Origin of the sequence: Mycolicibacterium moriokaense, from assembly GCF_010726085.1 — a bacterium.
Taxonomy (GTDB): Bacteria; Actinomycetota; Actinomycetes; order Mycobacteriales; family Mycobacteriaceae; genus Mycobacterium; species Mycobacterium moriokaense.
In genome coordinates, this window is sequence record NZ_AP022560.1 from 4,360,634 (window position 1) to 4,387,343 (window position 26,710).

The window sequence follows — 26,710 nt, forward strand, 5'->3', positions numbered from 1 at the left end:
GGCTACTCGACGCCGATCAGCAGCGCGTCGCCGCGGTGGTCGGTGTGGTAGGTGACGAGTTCGATGCCCAGGTGTTCGCGATGGACGTGCTGCGCCAACGCCTCACCCACCGACGCGTCGACGCCCGCGCCCGTGAGCACCGTGACGAGTTCACCCCCCGCCGCCAAGAGCAGGTCGATCAGGCCGGCGCCGGCCTCGGCGACGTCCCTTCCGACGATCAGCACCTCGTCACCCGAGATGCCGAGCCCGTCGCCGGGCTGACAGGTGCCCGCCCACGTCAGCGCTTCCTCGGTGGCGACCCGCACCGATCCGTGCCTGGCCCCAGCGGCGGCGCGGGCCATCGTGTAGCCGTCGTCGACGGCCTGCCTGTCGGCCTCGTGCATGGCCAGTGCGGCCAGGCCCTGCACCATCGACGCCGTCGGCACCGGCACCACGTCGATGCCCCAACCGATCGCGGCAGTGCAGCCCGCCACGAGTTCCTCGGCGGCGACGTATCCGTTCGGCAGCACTATGATCTGCGCCGCGCCGGTGTTGACCAACGCGTGCAGCAGGTCCTTGGCGCTGACGGGCGCACCGGCGTCGAGCTGCAGCACGTGCGCGCCCTCGCCGGCGAACAGCTCGTGGGCGCCCGCACCGTCGACGACGGCGAGCACGGCCCGGTCTCTGGCGAATCCCCCGGCGGGCCACGCACCCCCACCTGTCAGCGACGTGATCTGGATGCGACTCAGCGTGCCCAGCGGTAGGGCCGCTTCGACGGCGGCGCCGGCATCGTCGGCATGCACGTGCACTGAGTACTGCCCTGCGCCGGCTGTCGTCGCGATCGCGACCGACTCCCCGAGCTGGTCGAGTTTGCCGCGAAGTGTCTCCACACCGGCGGCGTCGCAGCCGCTGAGCAGGTACATCACCTCGAACTGAGGCGCCGCCGACGCGTCGGGCTGGGCGATGTGGTCGTGCGGCGGAGACGGCACGTATTCCGCGCGGCGCGCGACGTGCCCGGTCAGGGTGGCGCTCATCGCGTCCAGGAGTACCAGCAGTCCCCGACCGCCGGCGTCCACCACGCCGGCCTGGGCCAAAACGTCGAGCTGTCCGGTCGTCTTGTCGAGGGCGATGGCCGCGGCATCGGCGGCGGCCGCCACCACCTCGGCCAGCCCGGCGTCGTCGGCGACGGCGGCCTCGGCGGCACCAGCCGCGTCCTGCAAAACCGAGACGATGGTGCCGGGCACGGTCTCACCCATCGAGGTGACGACCAGGCCGACCGAATGCCGCAGCGCGGCCCCGAACAGCGGTCCGCCGATATCGGCGAGCACGCCACCGCGATCGGCGGCCGCCGAGGCGGTGACGTCGCCGAACCCACGCAGAATCTGCGACAGGATGACCCCGGAGTTGCCCCGCGCGCCCCGCAGCGCGCCGCGGGCGAGGGCGGCTGCCACCTCCGCGACGTCGTCGGACCCCGCCAGCGCGTCGGCCTGCTCCCACGCCGCACGCATCGTGAACAGCATGTTTGTGCCGGTATCGGCGTCGGCGACCGGGAAGACATTGAGACGGTTGATCTCGTCGGTGTGGGTGATGAGGTCGCCGACGGCGGTGTGTGCCCAGTCCCGCAATGCGGAGGCGTCGAGCCGCCTATTCGACATGCCCACCTCCAGCCCACCGTGGCGACACCCGCTGGCTCGGGGTGCCGCCGTGCGCGCAAGCCTATCCACTGCCGCTGACAGCTCCCTTCGGAACGTTCCCGCCTGTGGAGACCATTTTGGTGATACTCGTGGTGGCCGGTATCCTGATCAGGTTGTCGGTCGAACCGCCGCCGGTCGCGGCGGGAACCCAGACCCCCAAGTACTGATTCGAGGAGTTCTACATATGGCTGCCGTGTGCGATATCTGCGGGAAGGGCCCCGGCTTCGGCAAGTCGGTGTCGCACTCCCATCGCCGGACCAGCCGTCGGTGGGACCCGAACATCCAGACTGTGCGCGCCGTGACCCATCCCGGCGGCAACAAGAAGCGTGTCAACGTGTGCACGTCCTGCATCAAGGCCGGAAAGGTCTCGCGCGGCTAGAGCGCTGACGGCGCTGACGGTTTAGCCCCAGCGGGCGGGCGGGTAGCCGTGGCGGCATGACATCCCGCGGTGTATCCAAAACAGCTCTGTTCGCACTAGCCTCCGGCGCTGCGGTCGCCTCGTTGTTGACGGCGTGTAGCAGCGACAAGGCCGACGAAGAGACCACAACCACCACGACGACGACAACGACCGAGACCACCTCGGCGACTGTCGAGACGACGACCGTCGAAACCACGGTCGCGCCGGCTCCGGAGCTGCCGCCGACGACTGATGGCGACAACACCGTCGAGATTCCGGTGCCCGACATCCCGTCGCCGCCGGCCATCCCCTCACCCCCGCCGATCCCGTCACCTCCGCCGATCCCCGGCGTCGGATAGCCGCCACGGGGCGCCGACTGCACGCTTGTTGTACGCGACACGCCGTGAACGTCGTAAACAAGCGTGCACTCGGCAACTAGGGAAGGCGCCAGTCGATCGGGTCGGCGCCCAACTTCTCCAGTAGCTCGTTGGCGCGACTGAACGGTCGCGACCCGAAGAAGCCCCGCGACGCCGACAGCGGCGACGGATGCGGGGATTCGATGGCCACACAATCGGAGCCGTTGAGCATCGGCTTCAGCGTCGACGCGTCGCGCCCCCACAGCACCGCGACAAGGGGTTGCCCTCGCGTGACCAGCGCTCGGATCGCGCACTCGGTCACCGCCTCCCAGCCCTTGCCGCGATGCGACGCCGGCGTTCCCGGCGCGACGGTCAGCACCCTGTTCAGCAGCATCACCCCGCGTTCGGCCCACGGCGTCAGATCGCCGGTCGCGGGCGTGGGATGGCCCAGATCGTCGGTGTACTCAGTGAAGATGTTGGCCAGGCTGCGCGGCAACGGCCGCACCTCCGGTGCCACCGAGAAGCTCAGGCCGACGGCGTGGCCGGGCGTCGGATACGGGTCCTGACCGACGATGAGCACGCGAACCTGGTCGAACGGAAAAGTGAAGGCCCGCAACACATTCTGACCGGCGGGCAGGTATCGACGACCCGCCGCGAGTTCGGCGCGCAGGAACTCTCCCATCTGTGCGACCTGAGGCGCCACCGGCTCCAGCGCGCGCGCCCAGCCTTCATCGACGAGTTCTGTCAGCGGTCGTGCACCCACGATGGGTCAACTTAGCGTGCGTCGGCACTCAGAACGACTGCCAACCCGCGTGTCCGCGCCATTGCTCGCCGTCGACCAGTACGCGCGACGGGCCATCGAGCACCCGCCCGATCGCCCGCCAACCCGCGGGCACAGCGCCAGGGAACGTCGCGACCAGCGAGTGATCCTCGCCTCCGCCGAGCACCCACCCCCATGGGTCCGTCGCCGCGGCGGCCGCCGCCTCGGTGAGTGGATCGTGGTCTGCCCGCAGCGAATCCGTCGACAGGTCGATGCCCACCTCCGATGCGCGCGCGATATGCCCGAGATCGGCGACCAGCCCGTCAGAGACATCGGTCATCGACGTCGCACCCGCCTCGGACGCGACGCGGCCCTGCCCGTACGGCGGCTTCGGCACCAGGTGACGACGACGGAGAGTGTCGAAGCCGTCAATATCGTTGCGTAACAACGCATATCCGGCTGCTGACCAGCCGACGTCGCCGATGATGGCCACGCGGTCGCCGGGGCGCGCGCCGTCGAGTCGGACCGCCTCGCGGCCGCCCAGATCCCCCAGCGCGGTCACCGAGATCACCCATTGCGGCGCCGTCACCAGGTCACCGCCCACGATGCCCGCGCCGAGCAACCGCGCCTCGTACCACAGCCCGTCGGCAAGCTCGACGACCTGCGCAGCGGGCGTATCACCCCCCGCCCCGAATGCGACGACGAATGCGGTGGCCGTCGCACCCATCGCCTCGATGTCCGCGGCGTTCTGCGCGATCGCCTTGCGGCCGACGTCGTGGGGGGTGGACCAGTCGAGCCGGAAGTGGCTTCCCTCGACGAGCATGTCCGTCGACACCACCGTCGCCCCATCACTGACCCGCACGACCGCGGCGTCGTCGCCCGGGCCCAACGCCACCACATCGGGTTGTTGACGGCCGGCGACAAGCCGGTCAATGACGGCGAACTCGCCCACTCCGGCAAGAGTCTCGGGGGGCTGCTCACTCGTCATGTCACCTCCCCTGCGCTGCGGTACGTTTGGTCCCTGCGGCGGAGTCTATGCAGCCAGGAGGGAGGACAGCCGGGTGGTCGAGGCGTTTATGCTCATCCAGACCGAGGTGGGCCGCGCAGAAGTGATCGCCAAGCAGCTCGCCGGCCTGCCTGGAGTGCTGTCCGCGGAGTACGTCACCGGTCCCTACGACGTGGTGGTGCGAATCGGCTCGGAAACCCTCGATGAGCTGCAGTCCAGCGTTGTGCCGAGTATTCAGCAGGTCGCCGGCATCACCAGGACGTTGACCTGCCCGATCGCCGACGGGGCGCACCCATAAAGTTTGGGAGTGGACACCGAGACCCGTGACGGCCCGCCCCGGGCGTTGCTGATCGCGGCAATCGTGGTGGCCGTCGGCGCCATCGTCACGATCCTGGTCGTGGTGGCCCTGCGCCAGCGTCCCGTCCCAGAACAGCCTGTCGCGATCGTCACAATCCCCGCCCCGCAGGCCGATAGCGCGCAGTGCCTGGAACTGGTCGAGGCGCTGCCTGAGCGGCTCGACGACTACCGGCGTGCGACGGTGGCCGAACCCGCACCCTCCGGAGCTGCGGCGTGGCGCGCGACACCGGACGGTGAGCCGGTGGTGCTGCGGTGCGGTGTGGAGCGGCCCGCGGAGTTCGTCCTCGGCAGCCCGCTGCAGGTCGTGGATGCGGTGTCGTGGTTCCGGGTGGGCGAAGAAGGGGCGGGTGAAACCGGGGTGGGTGAAGCAGGGGCGGGTGAAACCGGGGCGGATGACGACGGGCGCAGCACGTGGTTCGCCGTCGACCGCCCCGTCTACGTGGCGCTGACGCTGCCCCCGGGTTCGGGACCGACGCCGATTCAGGAGATCTCGCGGGTGATCGCAAATTTGTTGCCTGCCAAGGATGTTGACCCCGCGCCGGTGCGCTAGCGCAGGCCCGTTCCGCGCTTGAGCGCGGTCTCGACCATGGTGGCCAACAGCGTCGGGTAGTCGACACCGCTGGCGCCCCACATCCTCGGGAACATCGAGATGGTGGTGAAGCCGGGCATCGTGTTGATCTCGTTGATGATCGGCCCGTCGTCGGTGAGGAAGAAGTCCACGCGGGCCAGACCCTGGCAGTCGATGGCGTGGAAGGCGCGAATCGACAACTGGCAGACCTCATCTGCGAGGCTGTCATCGATCTTCGCGGGCACGTCGAGCTCCGCGGCGTCCTCGAGATACTTGGTCGCAAAGTCGTAGAACGAATCCTCACGGCCGCGGACACCCGCCACGCGGATCTCGCCCACGGTGCTCGCTTCGACTCGGCCGTCGGGGAATTCCAGTACCCCGCACTCCAATTCGCGTCCGACGATCGCGGCCTCGATGATGACCTTGGGATCGTGACGCCGAGCGAGCTCGATGGCCGCAGGCAGTTGATCCCATGCCGTCACGCGGCTGACCCCGATCGACGATCCCCCGCGGGCCGGTTTGACGAACACCGGCAACCCGAGTTGTTCGCGCTCCGACAAGTCCAGCGTCTCCTGGCGCGGACGCAGCACGGCGTGGGGGCCGATCGGCAGACCCTCGGCCGCCAACAGCTTCTTGGTGAACTCCTTGTCCATGCCCGACGCACTGGCGAGCACGCCCGCACCGACATAGGGCACGCCCGCCAACTCGAGCAGCCCCTGGATGGTGCCGTCCTCACCGTATGGGCCGTGCAGGACGGGGAACACGACGTCGACCGTGTCCAGCACCTCCCCCGCGCCCTGGCCGAGCGACAGCAGTTCGCCCCGGTGCCCCGGATCGGTTGCGAGGGCCAGTTGCTTGCCCGACGCGTCGGTGACGTGCGGTAACTGTCCGTCGGCGATGGCGAGAGCGTCGGGCTCGGCGTCGGTGAGCACCCACGCTCCGTCGGGGGTGATGCCTACTGCGACCACCTCGAAGCGTTCCGGATCGAGATTGCGCAGGATGCTGCCTGCGGAAACGCAGGAAATCGCGTGCTCAGAGCTGCGTCCGCCGTAGACGACGGCGACGCGGATGCGTCGTGTTGCAGCGGATTCCTTGCGGGCAGTCACAACCTAGAGAGGCTACCGCTCAGGCCCGGTAGGGGCGGTGTCAGTAGGCTGACCTGCGATTTCACCGTAACGCCTGCTCGAAATCGCTGATCAGGTCGTCGGTGTCCTCGATGCCCAGCGAGATGCGGGCGAAGCCGTCGCTGACCGAATCACCCCAGCGGGCCCGGCGGTCCAGCGAGGTGTGGATGCCGCCGAAACTCGTGGACGAGATGAGCAGTGCGCTGCGCTCGACGAGTTCGTTGACCGCTTCGGCGTCCTCCAACTCGATGGCGATCAGCCCGCCGAAGCGCCTCATCTGCAGCGTCGCGACCGGATGAGACGGATCATCGGGCAATCCGGGATAGCGGACCAATTTGACCGCGGGATGGCCGGCCAACGTCACCGCGAGCGCCTGGGCGTTCTGACACTGCCGTTCGAACCGCAGTCCGGCGCTGCCGAGACTCCGCAGCAACAGCCACGCTTCGAAGGGCCCGAGGATGGGGCCGGCGAGCAAGCGCTCCTGTTCCACCGCGGCCATCAACTCCTCGTGGCTGCCTGCGACATATCCCGCGATCAGGTCGCTGTGCCCCGACAGCGATTTGGTCGCACTGGCCACCACCAGATCCGCACCGAGCGACAGCGGTTGCTGACCGAGCGGCGTCGCGGTGGTGTTGTCGACGATCAGCGTCGAGCCCCTGCTCCTACAGTCCATTGCCAACCGGTGAAGGTCCACGACATCGAGGCCGGGGTTGGCCGGCGTCTCGGCGAGCACGATATCGGCGTCAGACGCCGCGGCGCACATCTGCGAGCTGGTCGCCTCGACGACGGTAACCCCTTGCGGTGCAAGGTATTCCCGGGCGTAGCGACGAACCTGGTTGTATCCATCGGCGGGTACGACGAGCTTGCGTCCCGGCTTCGCGAGAACCCGCAGCACCGAGGTGATGGCGGCCATGCCGGAGCCGAACGCCAACGCCGCTGCGGCGCCCTCCAGTTCGGCCAGTGCCGATTCCAGTTGCCGCCACGTGGGATTCGAGTAGCGTCCGTACTTGTCCAATGACTCTGAATCATCGAGCGACAGATGAAACGTCGACGCGGGTACCGGGGGCGAGACAACCGGGTTACCCGGAATCGGCTCCGAGCCAACCGCTTTGACGCTCCGAGTGGAATCGCCGTATCGGCCGTCCATCGAGTTACTCCGGTTTGGTGCTGCGGCCGAGGAGCAGCGCGACCGCCTCGTAGACCGATGCGCCCTTGTGGCAGACACGGTGTACGGCGTCGGTAAGCGGCATCTCGACGTCATAGCTGGCGGCCAGGGCCAGCACGGACTGACACGATGCGACGCCCTCGGCGACATGACCTTCGGCCGCGCGCAACGCCGACTCCATGGTGCCGCCCTTACCGAGCCGTTCGCCGAACGCACGATTACGCGAATGCCGCGACGTGCATGTCGCGATCAGGTCGCCCACACCGGTGAGGCCCGCCAACGTTGCCGGTTTGGCGCCCAACGCGATTCCGAGTCGCATGATCTCGGCGAGACCGCGGGTGATGATGGCCGCCGCCGTGTTCTCACCCAGTCCCACACCGGCCGCCATCCCCGACGCCAACGCGATCACGTTCTTGCACGCGCCGCCGACTTCGGCGCCGATGACATCGGCGTTGGTGTACGGCCGGAAGTATCCGGTCGAGAACGCGCGCTGCAGCGCCACCGCACGCCCGGAGTCACTGCAGGCGACGACGGTGGCAGCGGGCTGTTCGTCGGCGATCTCACTGGCGAGGTTCGGTCCGGAGATCACCGCGACACGTGACGGGTCCGCGCCGGTGACTTGCACGATCACCTGGCTCATCCGCATCAAGGTGCCGAGTTCGATGCCCTTGGCAACGCTCACCAGCGTGGTGTCGTCGCCGATCAGCCGTGCCCACTGCTCGAGATTGGCCCGCAGCGTCTGGGCGGGCACGGCAAGCAGCACCGTGCACGCGCCGGCCAGCGCCTCCGCCGGATCACTGGTCGCGCGGATGGTCTCCGGCAACTCGGCGTCACCGAGATACGAGGGGTTGCGATGTGTGTCGTTGATCTCCGCAGCCAGTTCGGGGCGACGCGCCCACAATCTCACCTCATTGCCTGCATCTGCCAGGACTTTGGCCAGTGCCGTTCCCCAAGCTCCGGCGCCCAGCACCGCCGCGTCGACCACGCCTTCACCCTAGCGCGGTGCGGGCGGCTGGCAGGATGGCGCTCATGGGCGGGTCATCCGAAGCCGATGTCGGGCTGGTGATCGCGGTCAAACGTCTGACCGCCGCCAAGACCCGGCTCGCGCCGATCTTCTCGGCACGGACCCGCGAAGCCGTCGTGCTGGCCATGCTGATCGACACCGTCACTGCCGCGTCGGCGGTGCCGGCGGTGCAGTCGATCACCGTGGTGACGCCCGACGATGTCGCCGGCGACGCCGCTCGTCAGCTGGGCGCGCGCGTGCTGGCCGACCCGACGCCGCAGGGCCATCGGAACCCGTTGAACAACGCCATCGCGGCCGCTGAGGAAACAGTTCGCGCGGAGACGTCGAACGTCGTTGTGCTGCAGGGTGATCTACCGGCGCTGCAACCGCAGGAGTTGGGCGAGGCCATTACGGCGGCCCGAACCTACCCCCGCAGCTTCGTCGGAGACCGGCACGGCACGGGTACCTCGGCGTTGATGGCCTTCGGCGCACCGCTGGACCCGCAATTCGGCGCAGATTCGGCTCAGCGCCATCGCCATTCGGGTGCCATCGAGTTGACCGGAGCATGGCCCGGCCTGCGCTGCGATATCGACACCCCCGATGACCTGCTGGTGGCGCGTCGGCTCGGGGTCGGCTCGGCAACCGCGCAGGCCATTGCGGGTAGCAGATAACAGTTACCTCATCGCGCTGGCAGCACGACTACTTAATAGGGGATCATCTGAGGAATGACGGAAGCCGATACCGAGATCCTCGCCGCCGACCCCGGGCCGTCGGCCGGCGCTGCGCGGCCGTCGACGTCGGACTCGACCGTGCGTCCCGGCGCACCGCAGTCAGGAGATTCAGCGCCTGAGGCGCCGCCCGCGGCGACGTTGCAGGCCGTCGATAACGCGCTGCCCGAGGATCGCTACCTCAACCGCGAGCTGAGCTGGCTTGACTTCAACGCACGTGTGCTGGCACTCGCAGCCGATCCGTCGCTGCCGCTTCTGGAGCGGGCGAAGTTCCTTGCGATCTTCGCGTCCAACCTCGACGAGTTCTACATGGTTCGGGTGGCGGGCCTGAAACGGCGCGACGAGATGGGGTTGTCGGTGCGTTCGGCCGATGGCCTGTCGCCGCGTGAACAGCTGCGTCGGATCAACGAGCGCACGCAACAGATCTCCAACCGCCATGCGCACGTGTTCCTCGATGCGGTGCGGCCTGCGCTCGCCGACGAGGGCATCGTGATCGTCACGTGGGCCGACGTCGACGAGGACGAGCGCGCACGGTTGTCGACGTACTTTCATGAGCAGGTGTTCCCGGTGCTGACGCCGCTGGCGGTCGATCCGGCACACCCCTTCCCGTTCGTGAGCGGGCTGAGCCTGAACCTTGCCGTCACGGTGCGGCAGCCGGAGGATGGCGGACAGCACTTCGCGCGAATCAAGGTGCCCGACAACGTCGACCGCTTCGTGGAGTTGGCGCGTCGCGAAGGTTCCTCCGACATCGTGCGGTTCCTCCCGATGGAGGAACTCATCGCCGCCTTCCTGCCGGTGCTGTTCCCGGGACTCGAGATCGTCGAGCATCACGCGTTCCGCATCACCCGCAACGCGGATTTCGAGGTCGAAGAGGACCGTGACGAAGATCTGTTGCAGGCGTTGGAGCGAGAACTGGCGCGGCGGCGCTTCGGTTCGCCGGTTCGCCTCGAGGTATCCGACGACATGACCGAGAGCATGCTCGAGTTGCTCTTGCGCGAACTCGACGTGGACACCGGCGATGTCATCGAGGTGCCCGGCCTTCTCGATCTGTCGTCGCTGTGGCAGATCTACGATCAGGATCGCCCTGCGCTCAAGGACCGTCCTTTCGTACCCGCGACACCGCCTGCGTTCGGTGAGCGCGAGACCCCCAAGAGCATCTTCTCGACACTGCGCGACGGCGACGTGCTGGTGCACCACCCGTACGACTCGTTTTCCACGACAGTGCAACGGTTCATCGAGCAGGCCGCCGCGGATCCCAACGTGTTGGCCATCAAGCAGACGCTGTACCGCACATCGGGTGATTCGCCAATCGTCAACGCGCTGATCGACGCCGCCGCAGCGGGCAAACAGGTTGTCGCGCTGGTGGAGATCAAGGCGCGCTTCGACGAGCAGGCCAACATCAAATGGGCGCGCGCGCTGGAACGCGCGGGTGTGCACGTCGTCTACGGACTGGTCGGGTTGAAGACACATTGCAAGACCTGTCTTGTGGTGCGGCGCGAAGGATCGACGATTCGGCGCTACTGCCACATCGGAACCGGCAACTACAACAGCAAGACCGCGCGTCTCTACGAGGACGTCGGCTTGTTGACGGCGGCACCGGACATCGGTGCGGACCTCACCGATCTGTTCAACTCGCTGACCGGATACTCGCGCAAAGAGTCGTATCGCAACCTGTTGGTCGCGCCCTATGGTGTGCGCAAGGGGATCATCGAGCGAATCGAACAAGAGATCGCCGCCAAACAATCAGGTGCCGACGCCCGCATCCGACTGAAGGCGAATGCGTTGGTCGATGAGCAGGTGATCGATTCGCTTTATCGTGCGTCGCAGGCGGGGGTGCCGGTCGAGGTGGTGGTTCGCGGTATCTGTGCGTTGCGACCCGGCGTGCCCGGCTACTCCGAAAACATCACGGTGCGCTCGATTCTGGGCCGCTTCCTCGAGCACTCGCGAATTATCCACTTCCGCGCCATCGACGAATTCTGGATCGGTAGTGCCGACATGATGCACCGTAATCTCGATCGACGGGTCGAGGTGATGGCTCAGGTCAAGGATCCGAGGCTGACATCGCAATTGAACGACGTCCTCGATTCCGCGCTTGATCCCTCCACCCGCTGCTGGGAGTTGGACAGCGACGGTAAGTGGACGGCGTCACCGCAAGAGGGTCACACGGTGCGCGACCACCAGGTGTCGCTGATGGATCTGCGCCGGCACCCTTGAGTTCTGTCGGCGGTGAGCTCTCCGGGGCCCGAATGATCAGCAGGAGTTGACGTGCCGAAGGAGATCCCCGACGCCGTTCCTACGGGCAAGGCCGTTCTTGCCGCGGGTGCGGTGCTGTGGCGTCCCGGTGATGATCCCGCCATCCCCGAAGTCGCGATCATCCATCGACCCCGGTACGACGACTGGTCACTTCCGAAGGGCAAAGTCGACCCCGGTGAAACCGAACCTGTGACCGCCGTGCGCGAGGTGTCCGAGGAGACCGGCTACACAGCGCATCTCGGTCGTCGCCTCGCCGCCGTGAGTTACCCCATCGACCAGGGCATCAAGAAGGTGCGGTATTGGTCCGCGCGCGCCATCGGCGGTGAGTTCACCCCGAACGACGAAGTCGACGAACTCAAGTGGCTGCCCGCCTCCCAAGCCGTGAAGACACTCGGTTATCCGCATGACCGAAAGGTGCTACGCCGCTTCATGAAGCTGCCCGCCGAAACGAAGACGGTGCTGATTGTCAGGCACGGCACCGCGGGTAGTAAGTCCCGCTACAAAGGTGACGACCGACACCGTCCATTGGACAAGCGCGGGCGTGCGCAGGCCGAATCTCTCGTCGGAGTGCTGCTGGCGTTCGGCGCCGATACGCTCTACGCCGCTGACCGGACACGCTGCAGGCAGACGCTCGAACCGTTGGCCGAGGAACTCGGCGCCACCATCGAGTGTGAACCGCTGCTGACCGAGGAAGCCTACGCCGACAACCGCAAGGCGGCCCGCAACCGTTTCCTCGAGATCGCCGCGTCCGACGGCACACCGGTGATCTGCACGCAGGGCAAGGTGATTCCGGATCTCATCTCATGGTGGTGTGAGCGCGACGGTGTTCGTCCCGACAAGTCGCGCAATCGCAAGGGCAGCACGTGGGTGTTGTCGATGTTCGACGGACATGTGATCGCCGCCGACCACATCGGAAGTCCGCTCGCCGTCAAGAAGTAAGCCGTTTGACAGACAAACGCGCCGTGGGTCGTGAGACCCACGGCGCGTTCGTTGTTGAACCTACCGGCGGCCCTTCTTGGCCGGAGCGCGCTTCACAGCCTTCTTGGCCGGCGAGCGCTTCACCGCCTTCTTGGCCGCGGCACGCTTGACCGTCTTCTTGGCTGCTGCCTTCTTGACCGTCTTCTTGGCTGCCGCCTTCTTCACGGTCTTCTTGGCTGCTGCCTTCTTCACGGCCTTCTTAGCGGCGGTGCGCTTCACGGCCTTCTTGGCTGCGGTCTTCTTCACAGCCTTCTTGACGGCTGCTCTCTTCACAGCCTTCTTGGCCGCCTTCTTGGCCGCAGCCTTCTTCACGGCCTTGCGGGCACCGCCCGCAGTCACACCACGCTTCACTGCTGGTCCTTCCGCTGGGAGGCGCTGTGCGCCAGAGACAACCGCTTTGAACTGAGCACCTGGCCGGAATGCCGGTACGGACGTTGGCTTGACTTTCACGGTCTCGCCGGTGCGCGGGTTACGCGCAACACGAGCGGCACGACGGCGCTGTTCGAAAACGCCGAAGCCGGTAATTGTGACGCTGTCACCCTTGTGAACCGCACGCACGATGGTGTCTACGACATTCTCCACCGCGAGGGTTGCCGACCGACGATCCGAGCCCAATTTCTCCGTGAGTACGTCGATGAGCTCCGCTTTGTTCATCCAAAACCTCCGAAAACCAGTAGCCCACTTTGGGCCGACTAGTGGACACGGTAAACCTATTGGCCACTGATTTCCAAGAGCCACGCGCAATTTCAAGAGAAACTAGCGAACTTTCTTGCCCCCCTTGGACTCCTGCCGGGGGCCCGGATAACCGGGTTAAGTAATGAATTCGTCGGCTCACAGAGCCGTTTCGTCACGTTGTCAGCGTGCGTGGTTTCCAGCTCGGACGACGCGCCTCGTACTCCTCGATTTCATCGCATTTCCGCAGCGTAATGCCTATATCGTCGAGTCCTTCGAGAAGTCGCCAGGCGGTGTAATCGTCAATGTTGAACGGCACCATGACCGTTCCGGCGACCACGTTCCGATCTTGAAGATTCACAGTAATTTCCATGCCTGGCTGCTCCTCGAGGAGCTTCCACAACAGTTCGACATCATCTTGGGCGACTTGCGCCGCCAAGAGGCCCGCCTTACCCGCGTTGCCCCGAAAAATATCGGCGAAGCGCGACGAGATGACGACTCTGAATCCAAAGTCCATCAGTGCCCAGACGGCGTGCTCGCGCGACGAACCGGTGCCGAAATCGGGGCCCGCGACCAACACCGAGCCTTTGTCGAACGGTGAGACATTGAGCACGAACGTGGGGTCGGTCCGCCACGCGGCGAACAAACCGTCCTCGAAACCCGTTCGGGTTACCCGCTTCAAATAGACCGCGGGAATGATTTGGTCGGTGTCGACATTGGAGCGCCGAAGCGGAACGCCGATACCGGTATGCGTGCGGAATGGTTCCATCGAAGATTCCTTGCTGCTAAGTCTTACTAAGTCAGATCTGCGGGTGAGGACAACGTGCCGCGCACAGCGGTGGCGGCGGCGACCGCTGGAGACACCAAATGTGTGCGGCCACCCTTACCTTGGCGACCTTCGAAATTTCGGTTCGACGTCGATGCGCAACGCTGTCCCGGGGACAGTTGATCTGGATTCATTCCAAGACACATCGAACAACCAGCCTGCCGCCACTCAGCGCCGGCGGCGGTGAAGATTTCGCCCAGACCCTCCGATTCAGCCTGTGCACGCACGCGCATCGAGCCGGGCACAATGAGCATCCGCACGTCGTCGGCGACCTTGCGGCCTTTCAACACATCGGCGACCACCCGCAGGTCCTCGATTCGACCGTTCGTGCACGAGCCCACGAAAACGGTGTCGACGGCGATGTCGCGCATCGCCGTACCGGGCCGAAGGTCCATGTACGCCAACGCTTTCTCGGCGGACTGGCGTTCGCCTTCGTCGACGATCAATTCGGGATCTGGCACCGACGCCGAGAGCGGGACGCCCTGCCCGGGGTTGGTACCCCACGTGACGAACGGGCTCAAGGTCGAGGCGTCGATGTACACCTCGGTGTCGAACTCGGCGCCCTCATCGGTGCGCAGCTGCTGCCACGCCGCCACCGCCGCATCCCAATCGGCACCTTTCGGTGCGTGCGGACGACCACGCAGGAACTCGAAGGTTGTCTCGTCGGGCGCGACCATGCCTGCCCGTGCGCCCGCCTCGATGCTCATGTTGCAGATCGTCATGCGGCCTTCCATCGACAGCGATTCGATGGCGCTGCCGCGGTATTCGATGACGTATCCCTGTCCCCCGCCGGTGCCGATCTTCGCGATCACCGCGAGGATGATGTCCTTGGCGCTCACACCGGCGGGCAGTCGGCCGTCGACGTTGACCGCCATCGTCTTGAACGGCCGCAGCGGCAGCGTCTGCGTCGCGAGAACGTGCTCGACCTCGGAAGTACCGATGCCCATCGCGAGCGCGCCGAACGCACCGTGCGTCGACGTGTGGCTGTCGCCACACACGACCGTCATGCCCGGCTGCGTCAGCCCCAGCTGCGGTCCGATGATGTGAACGATGCCCTGTTCTGCATCACCCATCGAGTGCAGACGGATGCCGAACTCCTCGCAATTGCGACGCAGCGTTTCGACCTGCGTGCGTGACACCGGGTCGGCGATCGGTTTGTCGATGTCGATCGTCGGGACGTTGTGGTCCTCAGTGGCGATGGTCAGATCGGGCCTGCGCACCGCGCGGCCGTTGAGTCGAAGCCCGTCGAATGCCTGCGGGCTAGTCACCTCATGGACGAGGTGCAGGTCGATGTAGATGAGGTCGGGCTCGCGCGCGGCACCTTCGCCGGAACCGTAGGCGACGACATGGTCGTCCCACACTTTCTCTGCCAGCGTGCGCGGCTTCTCTTCGGTAACCATCTTGACTTTCTCACATTCTGGGAAGCTAGTATCTCCCTGTGAGACAGGATAGCGGCATCGGCGTGTTAGACAAAGCGGTGGGCGTGCTGCACGCCGTCGCCGAGTCACCATGCGGACTCGCCGAGTTGTGCGAACGCACCGGGCTGCCGCGGGCCACCGCGCATCGGCTGGCCGCAGGCCTGGAGGTGCACCGGCTGCTGACCCGCAACGGAGACGGCCGATGGCGGCTGGGACCCGGGCTCACCGAGTTGGCGGCGCAGGTCAACGACCCGCTGCTGGCCGCTGGCGCGGTGGTACTGCCCCGCCTGCGCGAGATCACCGGCGAAAGCGTTCAGCTGTACCGCCGCGAAGGCACCTCACGCATCTGTGTCGCCGCGCTCGAACCACCTGCAGGGCTTCGCGATACCGTGCCGGTCGGCACGAGACTTCCGATGACGGCCGGCTCAGGGGCCAAGGTGCTGCTTGCCTACGCCGACGTCGCCACCCAACAGGCGGTGCTGCCCGCGGCGAAGTTCACCGATCGGACGCTGGCCGAGGTACGCAAACGCGGTTGGGCGCAGAGCGCCGCCGAACGCGAACCGGGCGTGGCGAGTGTGTCCGCACCAGTGCGCGATGCGCACGGCACGGTGATTGCCGCGGTGTCGGTGTCCGGCCCCATCGACCGAATGGGCCGACGGCCGGGAGCGCGTTGGGCTGCTGATCTGTTGGCCGCTTCCGAGGCGCTTACGCGCCGATTGTGAACGACGTCAGTCGCGGTCGTCTCGTCGCTCCCGAAACGCTTCGACCGCAGTCGGCAGCGTCATGAAGATCCGGTCCTCGCCGATCTTTTCCAGCAGACCCGCGGCGTCGAGCGCCTGCCGCAGATCCTGTTTGACCCGTGCCATCGCGAAGACGACGCCGCGGCGCGCGAGATCCTCGCGCAGCGCATCGAGCGCATCGAGCGCGGTGAGATCGACTTCGACGTTCGCCTCGGCGTTCAGCACGAACCACTCGACGGGTCCATCGTTTTCGGTCACGGCCGCCAGCGCCCGGCGCCGGAAGTCCTGTGCGTTCGCAAAGCACAGCGGGGCGTCATACCGATAGATCACGAGTCCCGGTATCGAGGTGGCCTCCGGGTAGTCCTCGATGTCGTGCATCCCCGGGATGCCGGGGACGAAGCCGAGAACGCTGTCATGGGCATGCGCGACGCGGCGCAGCAGATCCAGGATGGAAAGCGTTACCGCTGCGAGCACCCCGTACAGCACACCGACACCGAGGACGGCCGCGGCGGTTGCCACCGCCAGGAGCAACTCGCTGCGGCGAAACCGCGCGAGCCGGCGGTACCCACCGACGTCGATCAACCGGCAGGCGGCGTAGACGACCAGAGCCCCCAGCGCAGCTGTCGGAAAGTGGGCCAGCACACCTCGTCCCCACAACAACACCGCCAGCACGGTCACCACCGCAACGATCGAATACAACTGGGTGCGGCTGCCTACGGTATCTCCGACTGCGGTGCGGGATCCGCTTGAACTCACCGGGAATCCGTGTGTCAAACCCACACCCAGGTTGGCGACCCCGAGCGCACGCAGCTCGGCATTGGCGTCGATCTCCTCGCCCTCGCGAGCAGCGAATGCACGCGCGGTCAACACATTGTCGGAGAAGGCGACGATCGCGATTCCGACCGCAGGCAGAATCAGCGCAACGGCGTCACTGGGATGCACGCGGGGCGCCCCCAGCGTCGGCCAGCCACTCGGGATCGAGCCGACCACGCTGATTCCCTTGGCCTGCAACGACAGCAGCGCCACCGCGGCCGCCGCCGCGAGCACGGCGATCAACGGCCCAGGCGCTCGCGGCACCCACCGCCCAAGCCCTTCCAACAGCAGCAGCACACCCACGGCGAGCACGATCGTCGGCCAATGGCACTCGTCGATGTTGGTGATGAACGACCGGATCAGTTGGATGAAGTTGGCACCCTCCACCGCGGTACCCGTGACCTTGCCGAGTTGGCTCGCGATCATCAACAGCGCGATGCCGGTCATATAGCCGATGAGCACGGGTTTGGACAACATGTTGGCCAGAAACCCCAACCGCGCCAGCGCCGCGAGGAAAGATACGGCTCCGACGAGAATCGCCAGCAGCGCCGCGAGCATGGCGTATCGCTCGCCGTCACCGAGGGCGAGCGGGGCGAGAACGGCAATCGTCATCAACGCGGTGGTCGATTCGGGCCCCACCGACAGCTTGCGCGACGAGCCGAGGAGTACGTAGACCGCCAACGCAACCACCGCGACCCACAACCCGACGACAGCGGGCAGGCCGGCCAAGGTGGCATAGGCCATCACCTGCGGAACGAGGTAGGCCGTGACGGTCAGCCCCGCGAGGACATCGCCGCGTAGCCAGGCGCGCTCGTAGTTCCGAAACTGCGCGACGCCCGGCAGCCAACCGCTAAGGCTTCGCAGGTTGCCCATAGTGGAAATCAGTGTCTCCCGAACGGCGGTGTCATGAGCAGGAAGTCGAGGCTAGGTGAACCCGGCGGCCTCGCAAGATCACTGGTCATGCGTGTGGACGCTACCGATCTGTGCCGGTCACGCGGCACCCGCCACGCACTCTGGTGACCTTCGGCCATCGACGAGGGACCAACGACCCAGGCCGAAAGACAGCCCGGCTGAATACCGTTGACGTGTCAACGCTGTTGAGCGGAGTTCGGGAGTACCAGGAGTACACAGTGATGTACAACTCGCGCCCGCCGGTGGTGGTGGGTATCGACGGGTCTGACACGGCAATTCACGCGGCACAGTGGGCTGTCGCTGAAGCGGTCAGTCGTTCTGCGCCGCTGCGCCTGCTGTATGTCACCAAAGCGACTCACCCCTCTGCCGAGGACTATTACGACGATATTCAGCGTGCCGAGGAAGCGCTTCGCAACGCACAGAAAGCGATCGAGGCGACCGGCCAACCCGTCGAGATCCAGACCGCGACCGTTTCCGGTGTCCCCGGGGTTTCCCTCGTCGAAGAGGCACTCGATGCCGAGATGCTGTGTGTCGGATCGGTCGGGATCAACCGCTTCGCCCGCGACGTCCTCGGCTCGACCGCCACCTACGTCGCCACCGAGGCACACTGCCCGGTGGCGATCATCCGGCCGCAGGACGACGCGCACCCCGAGTCGCCCGACTGGATCGTGGTCGCGGCCACTGGCGACCCGGGTGACGAGTCGGTGATCGAGCGAGCCATGGAGGAAGCGAAGCTGCGCCGGGCACCCGTGCTGATGTTGGGCGGCACAACCGAATTGGACGTCATCGTCGAACAATGGAAGGGCCGCTACCCCGACGTTCACGTCTATCCCGTCGCGGATGGCGCCGATATCGGCCGATTCCTGAAGACCCACGACGAGTGGATTCAGTTGGTGGTCGTCGGCGCGATCGATGCTGACGAACTGGCGCGCATCCTCGGGCCGCCTGGGCATTCCAGATTCCACCGGACCGCAGCGTCCGTGCTCATCGCGCGAAAAAGGAAGGCCGACTAGACATCCCCGTTCGGCCACGCCGCCGGCCGGCCGCGGATTACCGTTCGATCGGGGACGACAGACACCGCGCCAAGGGACCAACGGCCCTGCCTGACGTGTGCCGCCGGCCGTAACGTCGGACGAAAAGGAGGCTAACCATGGATTGGCCCACTGCCGCTGTCTTGATTGCTGTCGTCATTGCCGTGATGGCGGTGTTGACCACATATATCAACGGCCGCTTTTCCAAGAAATAGGAGGAATCACGATGAGCTCCCCCAAGTACGGGATCCTGGTCGGAGTCGATGGGTCGCCGGAATCCGAGGCGGCGATCCGATGGGCCACCCACGAAGCCGTCCTGCACAACCAACCGGTCACCCTGTTGCACGCCATCCCTCCGGTGGTCGTCAGCTGGCCGGTGGCATATCTGGAAACGAGCTTCGCCGAGGCGCAGGAGCATTTCGCCCGCGAGGTTCTCGACAAGGCACAAAAGACAGTCCAGGCAAGCGTCGGGGAGGCGCAACCACCGGATGTACGAACCGAGGTCATGCATGTCGACCCGCCGTCCGCACTGGCGACAGCGTCACGCGACGCGTATATGACGGTGGCCGGCAGTAGAGGGCTTGGCGCGATCAGCCGCACGATTCTGGGCTCGGTCAGCGGCGGTCTGCTCCACCACGGGCACGGCCCGATCGTGATCATTCCCACCGACCAGGCTCCCGCCGACAGCTCCGCACCCGTTCTTCTCGGCGTCGACGGCTCGCCCGCATCCGAGGACGCGACGGCCCTGGCGTTCGACGAGGCATCCCGACGGGGCGTCGATCTGGTGGCCTTGCACGCGTGGAGCGACGTCGGCGTCTTTCCAGTACTCGGGATGGACTGGCACAAATACGAAGAAGAAGGACACGAGGTGCTGGGCGAACGTCTCGCCGGATGGCAGGAGCAGTACCCCGACGTGCACATCCAGCGCCGAATCGTCTGCGACCAACCCGCACGCTGGCTCATCGAGGAGTCTGAAAAGGCTCAGCTCGTGGTCCTCGGCAGCCACGGTCGCGGCGGGCTCGCCGGTATGCTGGTCGGCTCGGTCAGTTCCAAGGTGGCGCAGGCGTCGAAGGCTCCCGTGATCGTCGTCCGCGCCCGGCATGGTTCGAAATGACCGACACTCCAGTGACGGACACCCCCAAGCCCATCGTCGTCGGCGTCGACGGCAGCGACGCCGCGATGTCGGCGGCGATATGGGCGGCCGCGGTAGCGCTGAAATTCGAGGTCCCACTCGAATTGGTCAGCGGCGCACCTGAAACCGGTCACCTGGTGACCGATGCCGCCATGGCCATCCGTGCTGCCGCGCTCGCCGAACACCACGAGCAGGCAGCCGCGCTCCTCAAATCGACAGAGGAACAGGTGCGAGCCGCGGCGCCCGGACTCGAGGTGACCACGTTGCTGTCCGATGAGCCGGCCGACGCGTTACTGATCTCGCGCAGCCGCTCCGCACGATTCGTGGTTCTCGGCGCCGGGTCCATATCGCCGGCGGCCGCGCTGTTGGTCGGGTCGACAACCCTTGCCGTAACGGCACATTCGGCGTGTCCCGTCGTCGTGTGGCGCGGTGAGAGTGACGTGCCCACAACGAAGCCCATCGTGCTCGGCGTGGACGGCGAACGGACCGGTGCGGTCGCTTTTGAAACTGCTTTCGAGTTGGCGAGCAGATTCGGCGTCGAGTTGAGAGCGGTTCACGCGTGGCCGTCGGTCCGGCCGCCGGCGTGGGTCACCGAGCCGCTGCTAACCGATTGGGATGGTCTGGAGAGTCTCGAGTGGGCGAAGCTACTCAACACGCTCGAGCCGTGGACCGCTCGATATCCGAACGTCAAGGTGACGAACTACATCGAGCCGGATGGACCCGCGAAGGTTCTCCTGCGGCATGCGGCCGAGTCGCAGCTCGTCATCGTCGGCAGCCGGAAGCGCACCCTGCTGGCGGCTACGCTGGTGGGATCCACCGGGCTAAATCTTTTGAACCACTGCACAACCCCGGTGGTCATTTGTCACTGACTTTACGTGCGGGCGACGATCACCGGGGTCTGCGCTGCCTGCACAACCGCAGTGCTCACCGAACCCAGTAGGGTGCTTGCGATCGCTCCGTGCCCATGGCTGCCGACAACGATCATCTGCGGCGGTCCGGGATAGTCGACCAGACGCACGGCCGGTTGATCGCGAACGATCACCCTGCGCACCGCAACTTCGGGATAGCGGTCATGCCAGACGGACAGCTGTTCTGCGACCTGTCGGTCCACCTCGACGCGCAGATTCTCCCAGTCGAGGTCGAATTCGAACGCCCCCGAACCCCACCACGCGTGCAGCGCCACCAATTCGACTCCACGCCGCGATGCTTCTTCGAAGGCCAGTGACGTCGCGGCCTCCGCTGAGGGTGACAGGTCGGCGCCGAGCAGAACCGGCCCGTCGAGATTCGGTGTCTCCGCACGGATGACGGCCACCGGACACCGCGCATGGTGCACGAGGCCCATGCTCACCGAGCCAAGCAATGCACGTGCCAGCCGTCCTCTACCTCGACTGCCCACCACCACCATTTGGGCGTGCTGTGACATCTCGACCAGCGCCGGCGTCGCCGTGGCGCGAAGCAGTTCGGTCGAAACATGCAGTGTCCCGTCCGCGGCATCCGTCGCCATCGAGACAGCCTCTTCGAGGATCTGCTGACCGAGGTCGTTCTGCCAACTCAACACGTCAGCCGGCACGGGTGTCGCCAGCCAGGTGCCGACCACCGGCGCAATGACATGCACGATGGTCAAGCGGGTGTCCCTGAGGCGGGCAGCCTGTGCGGCCCATTTGAGGGCAGCCTCGGCCGAAGGCGAACCGTCAACGGCGACAACGACGCCCACCTCGTCGGGACTCACGTGGCGGACTCGACGTGATGCTGTGCGCGTTCATCCAGAGCTTGTTGTTCGGCAGCCGTGACGATGACCGCGTCGGGCCCAGGGAACACCGTCGCCGTGTGGTCGTTGTCGAGCCACCGGACGACATAGGGTGGCGAGCCGTCGTCGGAATGCACTTCGGTGATCAATCCCCGTCGCTCGGGATGGTCGATGGTGAGGCCCTTCGTCACCAGCCAGTCGCCCACTTCGGCTTTCATGTCATCCTCCTTCCATCAGATCACTGCATCGGGCTCATGTATTTCAGACCAGGTCGACCAATTCGGCGATTCCCTGCTCGATACCGCGTGCGAGTTCGTCCACATCGGGCGCGGCGTCGTAGTCCGCGGTGATTCCGAAGGTGAGTTCATCCGCATAGCTCACGATCGCCACACCGGTGCGAAGGTTCAGCGCGATCGGCGGAATGGGCATCACTCGCAGGACTTCGCGGTCCATGATCCGGAGTCGGTGGCGAGGCCCGGGGACGTTGGTGGCCAGCGTCACGACCCCATGCTGCGGCAGCTTGGTCAGCGTGCGAACGGTCCACGCGGTCAACGCGAACGGCACCAAGTTGACGGCAGCAACGAAAGCGCTCCCTGCCTCGCGCTGGCCGCTGGACTTGGCACGCGTCAACCGTTTGTGCACCGTCTGGAGCCGGTCGAGCGGGTCCTCGCGGTCCACCGGGAGGAAGGGCAGCATCACGGAGACGCGGTTGTCCGCGATGTCCATCTCGTCACTCGACCGCACGGACACCGGCACCAGCGTCCGCAGCGAGTTTCGCTTCGGCGGCTTGCCGCGCCGGATCAACGCCTCCCGATAGCTGGCAGTGATCGCAGCCAGCGCCACGTCATTCAGCGTCACATCGAACGCATCCTGGATTTTCGCAACGTCCCGAAGGCTCACCCCCGCAGCGCTGTAGCGCCGCATGGTCGTCACGGGACCGATGAGCGGTGAGTCGTCTGCGGGGCTGAGGATTGCGCTGGCGATCTTGACAGCACCTCCGACCGCGCGCTCCGCACCCGTCGCAGCCTCTGTGGCGAGGTTCCAGGTGGTCCGAGCCCAATCCAGGGGATTCAGGCTGAGTTTGAAGAGATCATCCCGTTTCGCGGGTGGCTGTTTAGCAGCCCGGATCTCGGTGGCGAAGGTTTCGCCCTTGCCCCCGTCGACGAGCTCGGACAGCATGTGCATGACCGTGATTCCATCCGCAATGCAGTGATGAATCTTGAGCAGCATTGCCCATTGTCCGCCCGCGAGGCCCTCGATGATCCAGCATTCCCATAACGGGCGCTCTCGGTCCAACCGCCGTTCCATGATGTCCGCGGTCAGCCTGAACAACTCGGCGTCGCTTCCCGGCGCGGGGACCGCGATGTGATGAACATGGTGGGACAGATCGATGTCCGGCGCGTCCTCCCATTCCGGCGGCTGAAGATCAAGCAGGTGAGTGCGAAGCACCTGCCTCATCCTGGGCACCACGGTCGCTCTCTCCAACACCGCCGCGGCCAGCGTTTCGAAATCCGGGATCGGGCCCTCCAGCACCGACAGGCCACCGATCGCGAGGCTGATGTGCGGATCGGCGTCCTCCGCCTCGAGAAAGCCGGCATCAAGCGCCGTCAATCGCTCCACTGCTGCCTCACTCTCTGTCAGAACTGCAAGCAACAGATTTCAAGTGCCTCTGTGACTGAGTCGGCCACTGGTCGGCTGGTATCCAGCCGATGTCCGCCCGACCACCCCTGGCCTTCCTCTGCCAACGCGACCGCGATCTCAGGCGTGGCGTCGGACGTCGACGCAGGCCTGGACGCGACCCGTGCCGAAGCCTGATCCGTCGGCACCGAGCAGGTGAATTCGGAGAACGGAGCTGCAGCGTCGGCCGCGATGCGGCGCGCCCGTTCCCGCTGTGCCGTATCGCGCCACGTCCCGTCCAGAACGACCGACACACCGCCGTGGAGCAGCACACTCGCGCGCCGCAGCACTTCGTCGTACACGGCAGCCACATTCTGCGGGGCGTAGAGGCCGGCGTTGAGACTGCCCGGCTCGCCCTCGATGACACCGCTCTGCTGCAGCTCGCGGCGGACATCATCGGTCGAGATCACCTGTGCGCGAATCTGTTCCGCCAGTGCACGGGCCACGGTGGTCTTACCCGTACCTGGGCCGCCACCGATGAGCAGAAGCCTGACGGCACCCGCTCTGAGGTGATCCAGCGCGATGTCGATGTGTCGTTGCGCATCCACGCCTGCGGCGGGGTGGCCCTGTGCCACTCGCACACAATCGACCTTGGCGCGGACGCCCGCGCGGTATGCGATGTAGAAGTCCACGAGCGATTCGGGTGCCGTCTCCCCCGCGGCTCGTCGGTACGCGTCGAGGAAGTGGGTCACCAGATCCGCGCGGCCCAGGAACTCGAGGTCCATCGCCAGGAAGGCGGCATCATCGATACCGTCGACGAATCGGAGCGCGTCGTCGAACTCCATGCAATCGAGGATCGCCAACTCGCCTGGCGGGCAGAAGATGTCGTCGGCGAGTAGGTCCCCGTGTCCGTCGACGACCCTGCCGTCCGCCACGCGCTGGGCGAACAACGCCTCACGGCCCGCGATGAACGCCGTGACCAGCTGACGTATTTCGCTGATCTTGTCCGATGCGATCACCCCGTGGTGTTCCAACTCGCGCAGGTTCTGTTCCCACCGAGCCGTGACGGCGGCTGGGCCGGCCTGCTGCGCGATCGTGTCGCTGCGAACGGCGTCGCGATGAAACCGTGCGAGCGCGTCAGCGATGGCGGTCAACTGCTCGTTCACCGGTTCGCCCGCCTTGACGAGCGAGGACAGTCGATGGTGGTCGCCGTAGCGACGCATCACCACCACCGGTTCCGCCGGTCGCCCGGAGGGGCCCACGAAGTGCGCCACACCGAGGTAGCTGTGCGGTGCGAGTCTGCTGTTGAGAGCAACCTCACGCTCGCACACGCTTTCCCGTTGCTCGACGGTCGTGAAGTCGAGGAAGTCCGTGGCAATCGGCTTCTTCGCCTTGTAGGCCTTGTCGCCCAGCAGCATGACGACGCCGGTGTGCGTTTCATAGACCTCCGCGGCGAGGTTTCCGGCCACAGTCCACGGCTCGCGGGTCTCATCGGACCTCGTCGTCTCGTCGGACCTCGTCGTCTCATCAGACATCGTCGTGGCTTCCATGGGTCAAATCATGGGACGTGATGAATGTCGCTTTCCAGGGTATTAAGACCCAGCCGTGGGGACCATTGACCCTGGTGACGGCCGGTCTAAGGGCCGATGCTGAAGGCATGCGCGACACCGTGGTCGACACCCGAATCATCAAACAGGCCCTCAAGCTGGCCTGCCGCGCGCCGTCGCTGCACAACAGCCAGCCCTGGCGCTGGGTGGTCGACGGCGGCACGGTGATGCTGTACCTCGACCCGGACCGAGTCCTGCACGCCACCGACCACACGGGTGCGGAGGCGCTACTCGGCTGCGGCGCTGTCCTCGACCACTTTCGCGTGGCGATGGCCGCCGCCGGGTGGGTGGCGCACATCGAGCGATACCCGAACCCCAACAACCGGATGCACCTGGCATCGGTCGACTTCACTCCCATGGATTACGTGACCGACGGGCACCGCGCCCTCGCCGACGCGATACTCCGTCGGCGTACCGACCGACTACCATTCGGCCCGGCACGCGACTGGGAGTCGGTTTCGGTTGCGCTGGAACGAGCCGTCACCAGCGACGCCGTGCGCCTCGACGAGGTACCGGACGAACTGCGCAGCGAATTGGCGCAGGCATCGGACATCGCCGAAACACTCCGAGTCTACGATTCGGCGTATCAGTCCGAACTTGATTGGTGGACAGGGCTTTTCGAGTCCAGCGAGGGGATTCCACACAGCTCGTTGGTGTCCGCATCCGAAAGCGACCGTGTCGAGATCGGCCGCCACTTTCCGGTCACCCCCAACACCGAACGGCGCCCTCAAGTGGGTCGTGACCAGGCCAGGATTCTCGTGTTGTCGACGTACGACACCGACCGCACCACTGTGCTCGAGTGCGGCGAGATGCTGTCCGCCGTTCTGCTCGAGGCGACCGTGGCCGGCCTGGCCACGTGCACGTTGACCAACATCACCGAGTTGTGGCCCGGACGCGACGTCGTGGCGTCGCTGATCGGGCAGACGACGACGCCGCAGGTCATCATTCGCGTCGGCCAGGCGCCCGGCCTGGAGCAGCTGCCGCCGCCGACGCCGCGGCGGCCCATCGACGAGGTCGTCGAGGTGCGCTCGCAACAGCAATGAGTACGCACGGCGGGTTGTTCTGTCCTCCTTCGCCGTCGCCGGTCAGTATGGTGACGGGCACGAGCGCGGAGGAGGGGCAACTCATGGTCAAGGTCTTTCTCGTCGACGACCATGAGGTGGTGCGACGCGGGCTGATCGACCTGCTGAATTCGGATCCCGAACTCGAGGTGGTCGGCGAGGCGGATTCGGTTACCCAAGCGATGGCTCGGATTCCCGCGCTGAAACCCGACGTCGCCGTGCTCGACGTGCGGTTGCCCGACGGCAACGGCATTGAACTCTGCCGCGACCTGTTGTCCAGGCTGCCCGATCTCCGGTGCTTGATGCTGACGTCGTTCACCTCCGACGAGGCGATGCTGGACGCCATATTGGCCGGTGCCAGCGGCTACGTCGTCAAGGACATCAAGGGCATGGAACTGGCGCGGGCGGTCAAGGAGGTCGGCGCAGGCCGGTCCCTGCTCGACAACCGCGCCGCGGCGGCACTGATGGCGAAGCTGCGCGGCGCCGCCGACAAATCCGACCCCCTCTCGGGGCTCAGCGACCAAGAGCGGGTCCTGCTGGACCTACTGGGTGAGGGCCTGACGAACAAACAGATCGCCGCGCGGATGTTCCTCGCCGAGAAGACTGTAAAGAACTACGTGTCACGGCTATTGGCCAAGCTCGGCATGGAACGTCGCACCCAGGCGGCGGTGTTCGTGTCGAAGTTGAACCAATCCCGCCAGCACACCGAGGAGTAGCCGTTCAACCCGGTCTGCTGGGATTCCCGGGGTCAATCACACAGCGGCAC

Annotated in this window: 27 protein-coding genes; 13 read left to right on the forward strand and 14 right to left on the reverse strand. The window is 66.0% G+C overall.

Translation table 11 applies throughout. The annotated features are described in order from the left end of the window. Positions 1 to 2 precede the first annotated feature (2 nt). A complete protein-coding gene (locus G6N43_RS21470) occupies positions 3 to 1,634 on the reverse strand; it encodes a fatty acid kinase ATP-binding subunit FakA (protein ID WP_083150020.1) in 1,632 nt (543 codons plus the stop codon). 223 nt (positions 1,635 to 1,857) lie between these two features. Between G6N43_RS21470 and rpmB the strand changes: the two genes are divergently transcribed. Together rpmB and G6N43_RS21480 are read left to right on the forward strand one after the other, a co-directional pair. Continuing rightward, entirely contained in the window at positions 1,858 to 2,052 is a 195-nt protein-coding gene (gene rpmB, locus G6N43_RS21475) for a 50S ribosomal protein L28 (RefSeq protein WP_083125945.1), read from the forward strand. A gap of 56 nt (positions 2,053 to 2,108) precedes the next feature. Next, entirely contained in the window at positions 2,109 to 2,429 is a 321-nt protein-coding gene (locus G6N43_RS21480) for a hypothetical protein (protein ID WP_133056539.1), read from the forward strand. Positions 2,430 to 2,505: 76 nt separating this feature from the next. On the opposite strand, the gene G6N43_RS21485 is transcribed toward G6N43_RS21480, so the two are convergent. Both G6N43_RS21485 and G6N43_RS21490 read right to left on the reverse strand, forming a co-directional pair. Further along, positions 2,506 to 3,189, reverse strand: coding sequence for a uracil-DNA glycosylase (locus G6N43_RS21485; RefSeq protein WP_083157414.1), 684 nt, complete (start codon positions 3,187 to 3,189; stop codon positions 2,506 to 2,508). Between the two features lie 28 nt (positions 3,190 to 3,217). Then, positions 3,218 to 4,174 (reverse strand): thiamine-phosphate kinase, encoded by a 957-nt coding sequence (locus G6N43_RS21490; protein ID WP_083157413.1) that lies wholly within the window; start codon positions 4,172 to 4,174, stop codon positions 3,218 to 3,220. Between the two features lie 73 nt (positions 4,175 to 4,247). Between G6N43_RS21490 and G6N43_RS21495 the strand changes: the two genes are divergently transcribed. Beyond that, positions 4,248 to 4,490: an Lrp/AsnC ligand binding domain-containing protein gene (locus G6N43_RS21495; RefSeq protein WP_110810561.1), complete on the forward strand. Its 243-nt coding sequence runs from the start codon at positions 4,248 to 4,250 to the stop codon at positions 4,488 to 4,490. A 9-nt stretch (positions 4,491 to 4,499) separates the two neighbouring features. Next, entirely contained in the window at positions 4,500 to 5,099 is a 600-nt protein-coding gene (locus G6N43_RS21500) for a DUF3515 domain-containing protein (RefSeq protein ID WP_083157411.1), read from the forward strand. Here G6N43_RS21500 and G6N43_RS21505 read toward each other — a convergent pair. The 3 genes from G6N43_RS21505 to G6N43_RS21515 all read right to left on the reverse strand — a co-directional run bounded on the left by G6N43_RS21505 (position 5,096) and on the right by G6N43_RS21515 (position 8,391). Continuing rightward, positions 5,096 to 6,223 (reverse strand): D-alanine--D-alanine ligase family protein, encoded by a 1,128-nt coding sequence (locus G6N43_RS21505; RefSeq protein ID WP_083157410.1) that lies wholly within the window; start codon positions 6,221 to 6,223, stop codon positions 5,096 to 5,098. The genes G6N43_RS21500 and G6N43_RS21505 overlap by 4 nt on opposite strands. A 61-nt stretch (positions 6,224 to 6,284) precedes the next feature. Further along, a complete protein-coding gene (locus G6N43_RS21510) occupies positions 6,285 to 7,388 on the reverse strand; it encodes a cystathionine gamma-lyase (protein ID WP_083157409.1) in 1,104 nt (367 codons plus the stop codon). Positions 7,389 to 7,392: 4 nt separating this feature from the next. Next, positions 7,393 to 8,391, reverse strand: a complete 999-nt coding sequence (locus tag G6N43_RS21515) for an NAD(P)H-dependent glycerol-3-phosphate dehydrogenase (protein WP_083157408.1) — start codon at positions 8,389 to 8,391, stop codon at positions 7,393 to 7,395. A 44-nt stretch (positions 8,392 to 8,435) separates the two neighbouring features. Here G6N43_RS21515 and cofC point away from each other — a divergent pair, with 44 nt between their 5' ends. From cofC to mutT1, 3 genes are read left to right on the forward strand one after another with little or no spacing between them, the layout of a single operon-like run. After that, positions 8,436 to 9,080 (forward strand): 2-phospho-L-lactate guanylyltransferase, encoded by a 645-nt coding sequence (gene cofC, locus G6N43_RS21520; RefSeq protein ID WP_083157419.1) that lies wholly within the window; start codon positions 8,436 to 8,438, stop codon positions 9,078 to 9,080. 54 nt (positions 9,081 to 9,134) lie between these two features. Further along, entirely contained in the window at positions 9,135 to 11,351 is a 2,217-nt protein-coding gene (locus G6N43_RS21525; RefSeq protein ID WP_083157407.1) for an RNA degradosome polyphosphate kinase, read from the forward strand. 51 nt (positions 11,352 to 11,402) lie between these two features. Beyond that, the gene (mutT1, locus tag G6N43_RS21530) at positions 11,403 to 12,329 is read left to right on the forward strand and encodes an 8-oxo-(d)GTP phosphatase MutT1 (RefSeq protein ID WP_083157406.1); all 927 of its coding nucleotides are present in this window, start codon (positions 11,403 to 11,405) and stop codon (positions 12,327 to 12,329) included. Positions 12,330 to 12,389: 60 nt separating this feature from the next. Here mutT1 and G6N43_RS21535 read toward each other — a convergent pair whose 3' ends face one another. From G6N43_RS21535 to leuC, 3 genes are all read right to left on the reverse strand, one after another. Next, on the reverse strand, positions 12,390 to 13,022 hold the full coding sequence (locus tag G6N43_RS21535; protein ID WP_083157405.1) for an HU family DNA-binding protein: 633 nt from the start codon (positions 13,020 to 13,022) through the stop codon (positions 12,390 to 12,392). A 193-nt stretch (positions 13,023 to 13,215) separates the two neighbouring features. After that, complete coding sequence (gene leuD / locus G6N43_RS21540; protein ID WP_083157404.1) at positions 13,216 to 13,809, reverse strand: 3-isopropylmalate dehydratase small subunit; 594 nt, start codon at positions 13,807 to 13,809, stop codon at positions 13,216 to 13,218. A 26-nt stretch (positions 13,810 to 13,835) separates the two neighbouring features. Then, the gene (leuC, locus tag G6N43_RS21545) at positions 13,836 to 15,266 is read right to left on the reverse strand and encodes a 3-isopropylmalate dehydratase large subunit (RefSeq protein WP_083157403.1); all 1,431 of its coding nucleotides are present in this window, start codon (positions 15,264 to 15,266) and stop codon (positions 13,836 to 13,838) included. A gap of 38 nt (positions 15,267 to 15,304) precedes the next feature. On the opposite strand from leuC, the gene G6N43_RS21550 reads away from it, so the two are divergent. After that, on the forward strand, positions 15,305 to 16,006 hold the full coding sequence (locus G6N43_RS21550; RefSeq protein ID WP_083157402.1) for an IclR family transcriptional regulator: 702 nt from the start codon (positions 15,305 to 15,307) through the stop codon (positions 16,004 to 16,006). A 6-nt stretch (positions 16,007 to 16,012) separates the two neighbouring features. Here the strand turns inward: G6N43_RS21550 and sulP are convergent, their stop codons facing one another. Next, entirely contained in the window at positions 16,013 to 17,722 is a 1,710-nt protein-coding gene (gene sulP / locus G6N43_RS21555) for a sulfate permease (protein ID WP_083157401.1), read from the reverse strand. A gap of 248 nt (positions 17,723 to 17,970) precedes the next feature. Here sulP and G6N43_RS21560 point away from each other — a divergent pair, with 248 nt between their 5' ends. The 3 genes from G6N43_RS21560 to G6N43_RS21570 all read left to right on the forward strand — a co-directional run bounded on the left by G6N43_RS21560 (position 17,971) and on the right by G6N43_RS21570 (position 20,781). After that, positions 17,971 to 18,762, forward strand: coding sequence for a universal stress protein (locus G6N43_RS21560; RefSeq protein WP_083157400.1), 792 nt, complete (start codon positions 17,971 to 17,973; stop codon positions 18,760 to 18,762). A gap of 244 nt (positions 18,763 to 19,006) precedes the next feature. Continuing rightward, entirely contained in the window at positions 19,007 to 19,894 is an 888-nt protein-coding gene (locus G6N43_RS21565) for a universal stress protein (protein ID WP_083157399.1), read from the forward strand. Further along, the gene (locus G6N43_RS21570) at positions 19,891 to 20,781 is read left to right on the forward strand and encodes a universal stress protein (protein WP_083157398.1); all 891 of its coding nucleotides are present in this window, start codon (positions 19,891 to 19,893) and stop codon (positions 20,779 to 20,781) included. Before G6N43_RS21565 ends, G6N43_RS21570 begins: the two co-directional genes overlap by 4 nt. Before the next feature lie 2 nt (positions 20,782 to 20,783). On the opposite strand, the gene G6N43_RS21575 is transcribed toward G6N43_RS21570, so the two are convergent. The 4 genes from G6N43_RS21575 to G6N43_RS21590 are packed head-to-tail and all read right to left on the reverse strand — an operon-like array spanning position 20,784 to position 24,826. After that, entirely contained in the window at positions 20,784 to 21,641 is an 858-nt protein-coding gene (locus G6N43_RS21575) for a universal stress protein (protein ID WP_083157397.1), read from the reverse strand. After that, on the reverse strand, positions 21,638 to 21,877 hold the full coding sequence (locus tag G6N43_RS21580) for a DUF1918 domain-containing protein (protein ID WP_083157396.1): 240 nt from the start codon (positions 21,875 to 21,877) through the stop codon (positions 21,638 to 21,640). Before G6N43_RS21580 ends, G6N43_RS21575 begins: the two co-directional genes overlap by 4 nt. A gap of 43 nt (positions 21,878 to 21,920) precedes the next feature. Next, positions 21,921 to 23,279, reverse strand: a complete 1,359-nt coding sequence (locus G6N43_RS21585; protein WP_083157395.1) for a WS/DGAT/MGAT family O-acyltransferase — start codon at positions 23,277 to 23,279, stop codon at positions 21,921 to 21,923. Positions 23,280 to 23,296: 17 nt separating this feature from the next. Then, positions 23,297 to 24,826, reverse strand: coding sequence for a bifunctional aminoglycoside phosphotransferase/ATP-binding protein (locus tag G6N43_RS21590; protein WP_407664815.1), 1,530 nt, complete (start codon positions 24,824 to 24,826; stop codon positions 23,297 to 23,299). A gap of 107 nt (positions 24,827 to 24,933) precedes the next feature. Between G6N43_RS21590 and G6N43_RS21595 the strand changes: the two genes are divergently transcribed. Together G6N43_RS21595 and dosR are read left to right on the forward strand one after the other, a co-directional pair. Beyond that, positions 24,934 to 25,926: an Acg family FMN-binding oxidoreductase gene (locus G6N43_RS21595; RefSeq protein ID WP_083157394.1), complete on the forward strand. Its 993-nt coding sequence runs from the start codon at positions 24,934 to 24,936 to the stop codon at positions 25,924 to 25,926. 83 nt (positions 25,927 to 26,009) lie between these two features. Beyond that, a complete protein-coding gene (gene dosR / locus G6N43_RS21600) occupies positions 26,010 to 26,660 on the forward strand; it encodes a hypoxia response regulator transcription factor DosR/DevR (protein ID WP_083157417.1) in 651 nt (216 codons plus the stop codon). Positions 26,661 to 26,710: the final 50 nt, after the last annotated feature.

What these genes read in the sequence shown, in the direction of transcription:
- G6N43_RS21470 (WP_083150020.1), bottom strand. Translation starts at nt 1,634, where the DNA reads ATGTCGAATAGGCGGCTCGACGCCTCCGCATTGCGGGACTGGGCACAC.
- rpmB (WP_083125945.1), top strand. Translation starts at nt 1,858, where the DNA reads ATGGCTGCCGTGTGCGATATCTGCGGGAAGGGCCCCGGCTTCGGCAAG.
- G6N43_RS21480 (WP_133056539.1), top strand. Translation starts at nt 2,109, where the DNA reads ATGACATCCCGCGGTGTATCCAAAACAGCTCTGTTCGCACTAGCCTCC.
- G6N43_RS21490 (WP_083157413.1), bottom strand. Translation starts at nt 4,174, where the DNA reads ATGACGAGTGAGCAGCCCCCCGAGACTCTTGCCGGAGTGGGCGAGTTC.
- G6N43_RS21510 (WP_083157409.1), bottom strand. Translation starts at nt 7,388, where the DNA reads ATGGACGGCCGATACGGCGATTCCACTCGGAGCGTCAAAGCGGTTGGC.
- cofC (WP_083157419.1), top strand. Translation starts at nt 8,436, where the DNA reads ATGGGCGGGTCATCCGAAGCCGATGTCGGGCTGGTGATCGCGGTCAAA.
- G6N43_RS21525 (WP_083157407.1), top strand. Translation starts at nt 9,135, where the DNA reads ATGACGGAAGCCGATACCGAGATCCTCGCCGCCGACCCCGGGCCGTCG.
- G6N43_RS21535 (WP_083157405.1), bottom strand. Translation starts at nt 13,022, where the DNA reads ATGAACAAAGCGGAGCTCATCGACGTACTCACGGAGAAATTGGGCTCG.
- leuD (WP_083157404.1), bottom strand. Translation starts at nt 13,809, where the DNA reads ATGGAACCATTCCGCACGCATACCGGTATCGGCGTTCCGCTTCGGCGC.
- leuC (WP_083157403.1), bottom strand. Translation starts at nt 15,266, where the DNA reads ATGGTTACCGAAGAGAAGCCGCGCACGCTGGCAGAGAAAGTGTGGGAC.
- G6N43_RS21560 (WP_083157400.1), top strand. Translation starts at nt 17,971, where the DNA reads ATGTACAACTCGCGCCCGCCGGTGGTGGTGGGTATCGACGGGTCTGAC.
- G6N43_RS21565 (WP_083157399.1), top strand. Translation starts at nt 19,007, where the DNA reads ATGAGCTCCCCCAAGTACGGGATCCTGGTCGGAGTCGATGGGTCGCCG.
- G6N43_RS21570 (WP_083157398.1), top strand. Translation starts at nt 19,891, where the DNA reads ATGACCGACACTCCAGTGACGGACACCCCCAAGCCCATCGTCGTCGGC.
- G6N43_RS21580 (WP_083157396.1), bottom strand. Translation starts at nt 21,877, where the DNA reads ATGAAAGCCGAAGTGGGCGACTGGCTGGTGACGAAGGGCCTCACCATC.
- G6N43_RS21590 (WP_407664815.1), bottom strand. Translation starts at nt 24,826, where the DNA reads ATGGAAGCCACGACGATGTCTGATGAGACGACGAGGTCCGACGAGACG.
- G6N43_RS21595 (WP_083157394.1), top strand. Translation starts at nt 24,934, where the DNA reads ATGCGCGACACCGTGGTCGACACCCGAATCATCAAACAGGCCCTCAAG.
- dosR (WP_083157417.1), top strand. Translation starts at nt 26,010, where the DNA reads ATGGTCAAGGTCTTTCTCGTCGACGACCATGAGGTGGTGCGACGCGGG.